Annotated in this window: 8 protein-coding genes and 3 pseudogenes; 3 read left to right on the top strand and 8 right to left on the bottom strand. The window is 63.1% G+C overall.

All coding sequences use genetic code 11. The annotated features are described in order from the left end of the window. Together ACQKQA_RS29030 and ACQKQA_RS29025 are read right to left on the bottom strand one after the other, a co-directional pair. A partial coding sequence (locus ACQKQA_RS29030) for a hypothetical protein (RefSeq protein ID WP_246889854.1) occupies nt 1-86 on the bottom strand: 86 nt, incomplete at its 3' end. Between the two features lie 160 nt (nt 87-246). Then, nucleotides 247-1,545 carry an MFS transporter gene (locus tag ACQKQA_RS29025; protein WP_427564630.1) on the bottom strand — a complete coding sequence of 433 codons (1,299 nt, stop codon included), beginning with the start codon at nt 1,543-1,545 and terminating at the stop codon, nt 247-249. Nucleotides 1,546-1,935: 390 nt separating this feature from the next. On the opposite strand from ACQKQA_RS29025, the gene ACQKQA_RS29020 reads away from it, so the two are divergent. Beyond that, the gene (locus ACQKQA_RS29020; RefSeq protein ID WP_427564629.1) at nt 1,936-2,340 is read left to right on the top strand and encodes an acyl-CoA thioesterase; all 405 of its coding nucleotides are present in this window, start codon (nt 1,936-1,938) and stop codon (nt 2,338-2,340) included. A 72-nt stretch (nt 2,341-2,412) separates the two neighbouring features. Next, on the top strand, nt 2,413-3,312 hold the full coding sequence (locus ACQKQA_RS29015; protein WP_427564628.1) for a D-hexose-6-phosphate mutarotase: 900 nt from the start codon (nt 2,413-2,415) through the stop codon (nt 3,310-3,312). A 74-nt stretch (nt 3,313-3,386) separates the two neighbouring features. Here the strand turns inward: ACQKQA_RS29015 and ACQKQA_RS29010 are convergent, their stop codons facing one another. The 5 genes and pseudogenes from ACQKQA_RS29010 to ACQKQA_RS28990 all read right to left on the bottom strand — a co-directional run bounded on the left by ACQKQA_RS29010 (nt 3,387) and on the right by ACQKQA_RS28990 (nt 7,177). Further along, nucleotides 3,387-3,923: a DUF3299 domain-containing protein gene (locus ACQKQA_RS29010; RefSeq protein WP_427564627.1), complete on the bottom strand. Its 537-nt coding sequence runs from the start codon at nt 3,921-3,923 to the stop codon at nt 3,387-3,389. An 87-nt stretch (nt 3,924-4,010) separates the two neighbouring features. Then, nucleotides 4,011-4,256 carry a GlsB/YeaQ/YmgE family stress response membrane protein gene (locus tag ACQKQA_RS29005; RefSeq protein ID WP_427564626.1) on the bottom strand — a complete coding sequence of 82 codons (246 nt, stop codon included), beginning with the start codon at nt 4,254-4,256 and terminating at the stop codon, nt 4,011-4,013. Nucleotides 4,257-4,364: 108 nt separating this feature from the next. Next, nucleotides 4,365-5,447 carry a 5-(carboxyamino)imidazole ribonucleotide synthase gene (locus tag ACQKQA_RS29000; RefSeq protein ID WP_427564625.1) on the bottom strand — a complete coding sequence of 361 codons (1,083 nt, stop codon included), beginning with the start codon at nt 5,445-5,447 and terminating at the stop codon, nt 4,365-4,367. An 11-nt stretch (nt 5,448-5,458) separates the two neighbouring features. Beyond that, nucleotides 5,459-5,951, bottom strand: a pseudogene (gene purE, locus ACQKQA_RS28995) (5-(carboxyamino)imidazole ribonucleotide mutase). Between the two features lie 308 nt (nt 5,952-6,259). Beyond that, nucleotides 6,260-7,177, bottom strand: coding sequence for a LysR substrate-binding domain-containing protein (locus ACQKQA_RS28990; protein ID WP_427564624.1), 918 nt, complete (start codon nt 7,175-7,177; stop codon nt 6,260-6,262). A 181-nt stretch (nt 7,178-7,358) separates the two neighbouring features. Here ACQKQA_RS28990 and ACQKQA_RS28985 point away from each other — a divergent pair. Then, nucleotides 7,359-7,700, top strand: a pseudogene (locus ACQKQA_RS28985) (lyase family protein); the annotation flags it as partial. Here the strand turns inward: ACQKQA_RS28985 and ACQKQA_RS28980 are convergent. Next, a pseudogene (locus ACQKQA_RS28980) lies at nt 7,699-7,779 on the bottom strand (hypothetical protein); the annotation flags it as partial. The pseudogenes ACQKQA_RS28985 and ACQKQA_RS28980 overlap by 2 nt on opposite strands.

Raw genomic sequence — 7,779 nt, 5'->3', positions numbered from 1 at the left:
GCAGGGTCAACAGCGGCAACCGCGTGGGCAGTCGCAACGCCAGCAGCGACAAAAGTCATTGCCGCCATCAAACGCTTCAGTTTCATGCCTTACTCCTAGCAGATAGGGGGTGTTAAGTCGGGCCAAGTATCTGTAGGCCGTGTGAACACTCTATGTCCGGAATATGACAATTAGATGAAAGGCCAGCACTCGCGATGGGTGGCTGGTCTTTCTTTTTGAAGGGGATCTACAGGGAGGATGCCGGGCTCAGCGCCCTTTCTTCCACAGGTACAGGCCGATCAGGATCCCGATGCTGCAAATGATTGCAACATAATAGGCCGGACCCATCGGGCTCTCCTTGAGCAGCGCCGTCACCACCATCGGCGTCAGCCCGCCGAAGATCGCGTAGGCCAGGTTGTAGGAGAACGACAGGCCGCTGAAGCGCACCACCGCCGGGAAGGCCTTGACCATCACATAAGGCACCGCGCCGATGGTGCCCACCAGCAGGCCGGTCAGTGCGTACAGCGGGAACAGCCAGTCCGGATGCTCCAGCAGGCTGTGATAGAAGGTCCAGGACGTCGCCAGCAGCAGCGCGCTGCCGAACACGAATACCCGGCCGGCGCCAAAACGGTCGGCCAGGGCGCCGGACATCACGCAACCCAGGCTCAGGAATACGATCGCCAGGCTGTTGGCCTGCAGCGCGGTGGTCGGGGTGAAGTGGTAGACCGTCTGCAACACGGTCGGAGTCATCAGGATCACCACGATGATCCCGGCGGACAGCAGCCAGGTCAGCAGCATCGAGAGGATGATCGCGCCGCGGTGGTCGCGCAGCACCGCGCGCAGCGGTACTTCCTCGGCCAGGGCCTTGCGCAGTTGCAGCTCGGCGAACACCGGGGTTTCGTGCAGCCAGCGGCGCAGGTACACCGAGAACAGGCCGAACACGCCGCCCAGCAGGAACGGAACCCGCCAGGCGTAGTCGGCGACTTCGTCCGGGGTGTAGATGCTGTTGATCGCAGTGGCGACCAGCGAGCCCAGGAGAATGCCGGCGGTCAGGCCCGAGGTCAGGGTGCCGCAGGCGTAGCCGATATACCGCGGCGGCACATGTTCGGAGACGAACACCCAGGCGCCCGGGACTTCACCGCCGATGGCCGCGCCCTGGATCACCCGCATCAGCAGCAACAGGATCGGCGCCCACATGCCGATCTGCGCGTAAGTCGGCAGCAGGCCCATGATCAGGGTCGGCACCGCCATCATGAAGATGCTCAGGGTGAACATCTTCTTACGCCCCAGCAGGTCGCCGAAGTGCGCCATGACGATCCCGCCCAGGGGCCGGGCCAGGTAACCGGCGGCGAAGATGCCGAAGGTCTGCATCAGGCGCAGCCACTCGGGCATGTCCGCCGGGAAGAACAGCTTGCCGACCACCGTGGCGAAGAACACGAAAATGATGAAGTCGTAGAACTCCAGCGCCCCGCCCAGAGCGGACAGCGACAGGGTCTTGTAGTCATTGCGGGTCAACGGACGAGCAGGTTGCGCGGGCTGCGCGATGCTCGAAGGCACAGTGGTCATGGCAAGGGCTTCTCTTATAGTCGGTTCTGGAAGCCGCAACAGCGCTGGTTGTGGCCTGGCAGGTTCGGCACGATAGCAAATTGTTCGAAACAGCACACAGATGTGCACGATTGACAATCAAAATCGGAACCGGACGGTCGTCGTGGAGCTTGTCGACCGATATACTCGCAGGCATTGGAGCAAAGCCGTCCCCCAGCAAGGGTTGCTGTGCGAAAACGCCGCTGGGCGTCCCAGGCGCTGCCTGGGCCAGCCGGTTTCGCAGAGTTTCCCTTTAGTACGCCTTACGAAGAACGTGACGAACGTAGTATGTTCGGGCTGAATCGTTTTTCCTCAAGACGGCTATTCACCTGAAGTACCAATGAAGAGTCACGGGTCAGAGGCACCCCCGGCATGATAGAGCTCGAACAAGAAGATCCGATCCCGCAAGGCGACCTGGCCCTGCAAATCACCGCGCTCCCCCGCGAAACCAACGGCTTTGGCGATATTTTCGGCGGCTGGCTGGTGGCGCAGATGGACCTGGCGGGCACCGCCATGGCCAGCCGCGTGGCCGGCGGACGTGTGGCCACGGTCGCCATCGACCGCATGGCATTCCTGGTCCCGGTGGCGGTGGGTGCGCAGCTTTCCTTTTATACCCAGACCCTGGAAATCGGCCGCAGCTCGATCCGGATGATGGTCGAGGTCTGGAGCGACGATCCCCTGTCCAGCGAATGGCGCAAGGTCACCGAAGCGGTGTTCGTGTTCGTTGCCATCGACGGCAGCGGTCGCACCCGCTCGGTTCCGCCCAGAGCCCGTTGAGTCCGGCAAGGGTTAAACCCCGAGGCTGTTACGTGGTCCATAGCAGCCCTGCTTTTGAACGAGAACCGCACCATGCCTACCCCTCACGTTGAAACGGTGAAACTGGACGAACTGAACTGCTGGCGCATCCGCCACGGTCAGGCCGAACTGCTGGTGGCCCAGCAGGGCGCGCACATCCTCAGTTATCAATTGGCCGGGCAACCGCCGCTGATCTGGCTCAACGACGAGGCGGTGTTCAAGACCGGCAAGAGCATCCGCGCGGGGGTTCCCGTGTGTTGGCCATGGTTCGGCAATTTCGCGCGCAACCCGCAAAGCGTCCAGGCCATGCGCCAGGGCAGCGAGCCGGCGGCGGCCCACGGCCTGGTCCGCGCCACCGACTGGGAACTGCTGGGCATCGAGACCGAAGGCGAAAGCCTGCTGGTGGAGTTGCAGTTGCCCGTCCCCGAAGGCGGCCTGCCGGGCTGGCCCCATCAGGTCGAGCTGAAGCTCAGCATCCGCCTCGACGAGCAGCTGCATATCAGCCTCACCAGCCGCAACCTGGGCGGCGACACCGTCAGCATCAGCCAGGCGCTGCACAGCTATTTCGCGGTCAGCGATGTGCGCACCGTGCATGTCGAAGGGCTGGACGGCTTGAACTACATCGAAACACTGGATGACTGGAAAACCCTGCAGCAGAGCGGCGACCTGCATTTCACCGGCGAGACCGACCGCATCTACCTCGATCCACCACCACGGCTGAGCATCGTCGACCCGGCCTGGGAGCGACGCATTCAGCTGACCAGCAGCGGTTCGCGCTCGGCAGTGATCTGGAACCCATGGATCGCCCGGGCCGAGCAGTTCAGCGACATGGCCAACGATGGCTGGCAGCGCATGCTGTGCATCGAAACCGCCAACGTGATGGACGATGTGGTGCACCTGGCGCCGGGTGCCAGCCATACCCTGGGTGTGAGCGTTAACAGCCTGCCGCTGTAACCTCGAACGCTCTTTTGTAGGAGAAGCCGGTCGACGCTCGATCGGCTGCTCCTACACGATGAACGCATCGGACCTTACAGATCCGACTCCTGCACCACCCGCACTTTCTCCGCATCCAGCGCATAGGCTGCGTCGGCCAGGTCGTTGTTGACCGTCTCGACTTTCAGGTGGCCGGTGACCCACAGCGGCGTGTAGATATCGTCCAGCTTCACGCCCTTGGGGAAACGCACCAGCACCAGCTGGTTGGGCGGCGGTGGCGGCACATGGATGCAGGCACCCGGGTAAGGCACGAGGAAAAACAGGGTGCTGCGCCCCTTGGCGTCGGACTCCAGCGGCACCGGGTAGCCACCGATGCGGATGTCCTTGCCGTTCATGGCCGGCACAGTCTTGGTGGAATACATCACCGCCGGCAACCCCTTGCTCTGCTTCAGGCCGCCCTTTTCGGTAAAGGTGCCGTTGGCTTCGGGGGAGTTGTGGTCGATTTCCGGCATTTGCTCGAGGGCTTTCTGGTCCGACTTGGGCATCAGTTCCAGCCAGTCGGTTTCCGGCAGGTCGCCGGCATGGGCCAGGCCGGAGCCCAGCAGAACGAGAGTCAACAGAAGACGGCGCATGAAAGGGCTCGGCAAGAAAGGGACAGGACGACGCCGGGCATTCTAGCCCTCTCTACCTGCGCGGCAGAGAGGGCTTTGTCGCTTAAATCAGCTCTTTTTGATCAGGCCGTAGATCACCAGCAGCACGATCGCACCGACCAGCGCGCCGATAAAGCCCGCACCCTGGCCAGCATGGTAGATGCCCAGGACCTGACCGCCGTAGGTGGCCGCCAGCGAACCGCCGATACCGAGCAGGATGGTCATGATCCAGCCCATGCTGTCATCGCCCGGTTTCAGGAAGCGCGCCAGCAGGCCAACGATCAAGCCGATAAAGATGGTTCCGATAATTCCCATGGCATTTCCCTCTGTAGGAGTGAGATATACCAAAGCCTAGTCAGCGCCTTGGCATCCTGCCATCAGAGAACGGCGGCCCCAATTGGTTCCACCGTTGCCCTACAGAAGTTATTCGCCGATCAGCGCTTCGACCTTGAGGATCTGCGCCTCGAGGGTCGCCTTGTCCTTGCAGCGCAGGTTGGCGTGACCGACCTTGCGCCCGGCCTTGAAGGCCTTGCCGTAGTGATGCAAGTGGCAGTCGTCGATGGCGATGACTTTTTCCACCGCCGGCACTTCGCCGATGAAGTTGATCATCGCGCTCTCGCCAACCTTGGCCGTCGAACCCAGCGGCAGGCCGGCCACGGCCCGCAGGTGGTTCTCGAACTGGCTGCATTCGGCGCCTTCGGTGGTCCAGTGCCCGGAGTTGTGCACCCGTGGCGCGATCTCGTTGGCCTTGAGGCCGCCGTCGACTTCGAAGAACTCGAAGGCCATCACGCCGACGTAGTCCAGCTGCTTGAGCACCCGGCTGGAATAGTCTTCGGCCAGGGCCTGCAGCGGGTGATCGGTGCTGGCCACGGACAGCTTGAGGATGCCGCTGTGGTGGGTGTTGTGCACCAGCGGGTAGAAGCGGGTTTCGCCATCGCGGGCGCGCACGGCGATCAGCGAGACCTCGCCGGTGAACGGCACGAAGCCCTCCAGCAGGCAGCCCACGCTGCCCAGCTCGGCGAAGGTGCCGGCCACGTCCTCTGGAGTGCGCAGCACTTTCTGGCCCTTGCCGTCGTACCCCAGGGTGCGGGTTTTCAGCACGGCCGGCAGGCCGATGGCGGCCACGGCGGCCTCCAGGTCGGCCTGGGACTGGATGTCGGCGAACGCCGGGGTCGGAATCCCCAGGTCCTTGAACATGCTCTTCTCGAACCAGCGATCGCGGGCGATGCGCAGGGCTTCGGCGCTCGGGTAGACCGGAACGAACTGCGACAGGAAGGCCACGGTTTCCGCCGGCACGCTTTCGAACTCGAAGGTCACCAGGTCCACTTCGTCAGCCAGCTGGCGCAGGTGATCCTGATCGCCGTAGTCGGCTCGCAGGTGTTCGCCCAGGGCCGCGGCACAAGCGTCCGGCGCCGGGTCGAGGAAAGCGAAGTTCATCCCCAGCGGAGTGCCCGCCAGCGCCAACATGCGACCCAACTGGCCGCCACCGATTACACCGATCTTCATCGTCAAGAACCTCAGGCGACGCGTGGGTCTGGATTGTCCAGGACGCTGTCTGTCTGCTCAGCGCGGAATTTTTTCAGCACGGTATGGAATTGCGGATGCTTGGCGCCGAGGATGCTCGCCGACAGCAGCGCGGCGTTGATCGCGCCAGCCTTGCCGATGGCCAGGGTGGCGACCGGGATGCCCGCTGGCATCTGCACGATGGAGAGCAGCGAATCCACGCCCGAGAGCATCGACGACTGCACCGGAACGCCCAGCACCGGCAGGTGGGTCTTGGCCGCACACATGCCTGGCAGGTGGGCCGCGCCACCGGCACCGGCGATGATCACCTCGATGCCACGGGACTCAGCTTCTTCGGCGTACTGGAACAGCAGGTCCGGGGTGCGGTGGGCGGAGACCACTTTCACCTCGTAGGGGATGCCGAGCTTTTTCCAGCATATCGGCGGTGTGGCTAAGGGTGGACCAATCGGACTTGGAGCCCATGATCACGCCAACCAGTGCACTCATCGTCGTGCCTCTTCTCTCTGGGCGCCCGCAGGCGCGTCAAAAACAACAAACCACGCGAAATGCGTGGCTTGTTGTACGAATTATGATCGGTTGAACCGACCGAAGGCCGCGCAGTATACCGTAAAGAGCCCAATAAACAGCCCCTTTGGCGACCATCTGTCATACACAGTATTTCGGGCGCAAAGCAGCGGTTTTATTGACTTCGAGGTCAGCTGCCGTGAGTGGTTTCGCCAAGGTTGACGTCATCGCGGGCAAGCCTCGCTCCTACAGAGGATTTCGTAGGAGCGAGGCTTGCCCGCGATGGGGCTTCACACCCCTGCTGTGCCTTGCGCTGCGCCGCCTTCCAGCTTGCGCCACAGCAGCCGGACGTTGGCCTTGCGCACCAGGGCGCAGCGGTACAGGCGGATCTCCAGCGGCACATGCCATTGCGGGCCGCCGCAGACCACCAGCTCGCCGCGGGCCAGCTCGGCGCGCACGCTCAGGTGCGGCACCCAGGCAATCCCCAGGCCTTCCAGAGCCATGCTCTTGAGGCTGTCGGCCATGGCGGTCTCATACACGGTGGTGAACCGCAGGTTGCGCTGGCGCAGCAACTGGTTCACCGAACGCCCGAGAAACGCCCCGGCGCTGTACGCCAGCAGCGGCACGCTGGCCTCGCCTTCCAGGTCGAACAGCGGCTTGCCGGCGGCATCCGCCGCGCAGACCGGCAGCATCTCGGTATGCCCCAGGTGCAGCGAAGGGAAGATTTCCGGGTCCATCTGCATCGCCGAGTCCGGGTCGTAGAAGGCCAGCATCAGGTCGCAGCCGCCTTCGCGCAGAGCATGCACCGCGTCGCCGACGTTGGTCGCCACCAGCCGCGTGGCGATGTTCAAGCCTTCGTTGCGCAGCTGCGCGATCCAGCGCGGGAAGAAACCCAAGGCCAGGGAGTGCGCCGCGGCGACCTGCATCACTTCGCCCTGCCCGCCTTCGAGGTGATGCAAGTGGCGCAGCACTTCGCCCAACTGCTCGACCACCGTACGCGCCGTCACCAGGAACAGCTGCCCCGCCGCCGTCAGTTCGATCGGCGTGCGCGAGCGGTTGACCAGGGTCAGCCCCAGCGCCGCTTCCAGGCTGCGGATCCGCCGGCTGAATGCCGGCTGGGTCACGAAACGCCGTTCGGCGGCCTGCGAGAAACTGCGGGTCGCGGCCAAGGCACTGAAGTCCTCGAGCCATTTGCTTTCCAGATTCATCACGTCCTCCCGGGGAACGCACCATTTTAGGTCACACGCCTGCCACGCAAGCGGCGTCACACGGGCATTATGCCGATTATGCATAGCCCAGTGTTGAACAGCATTGGCCCAAATTTTCCCACAGGCCTAGGATTCGCAGCGTTCCGGCACAGACCGGGTCCATATCGAGATGATTTCTATCATGTCCTCCGCTGCATCATTCCGCACAGAAAATGACCTGCTTGGCGCCCTCGAAGTACCGGCTCAAGCGTATTACGGTATCCAGACCCTGCGAGCGGTGAACAACTTCCGCCTCTCCGGTGTTCCGATTTCGCATTACCCAAAACTGGTTGTCGGTCTGGCCATGGTTAAACAGGCCGCCGCTGACGCCAACCGTGAGCTGGGTCACCTGAGCGAAGCCAAGCACGCTGCCATCAGCGAAGCCTGTGCCCGTCTGATCCGCGGCGACTTCCACGAAGAGTTCGTGGTGGACATGATTCAAGGCGGCGCTGGCACTTCGACCAACATGAATGCCAACGAAGTTTCTGGATGCGCAGGCGCATCGGCCGGTGATCGAGGAACAGCCCGGTATCCAGGTAGTCGGTGAGGTTGACCAGCAGCTT

Origin of the sequence: Pseudomonas sp. NPDC089530 (genome assembly GCF_050280705.1) — a bacterium.
GTDB lineage: Bacteria > Pseudomonadota > Gammaproteobacteria > Pseudomonadales > Pseudomonadaceae > Aquipseudomonas.
Note: the sequence above shows the minus strand (reverse complement) of the source record. Positions and strands in the feature narration are given on the sequence as shown.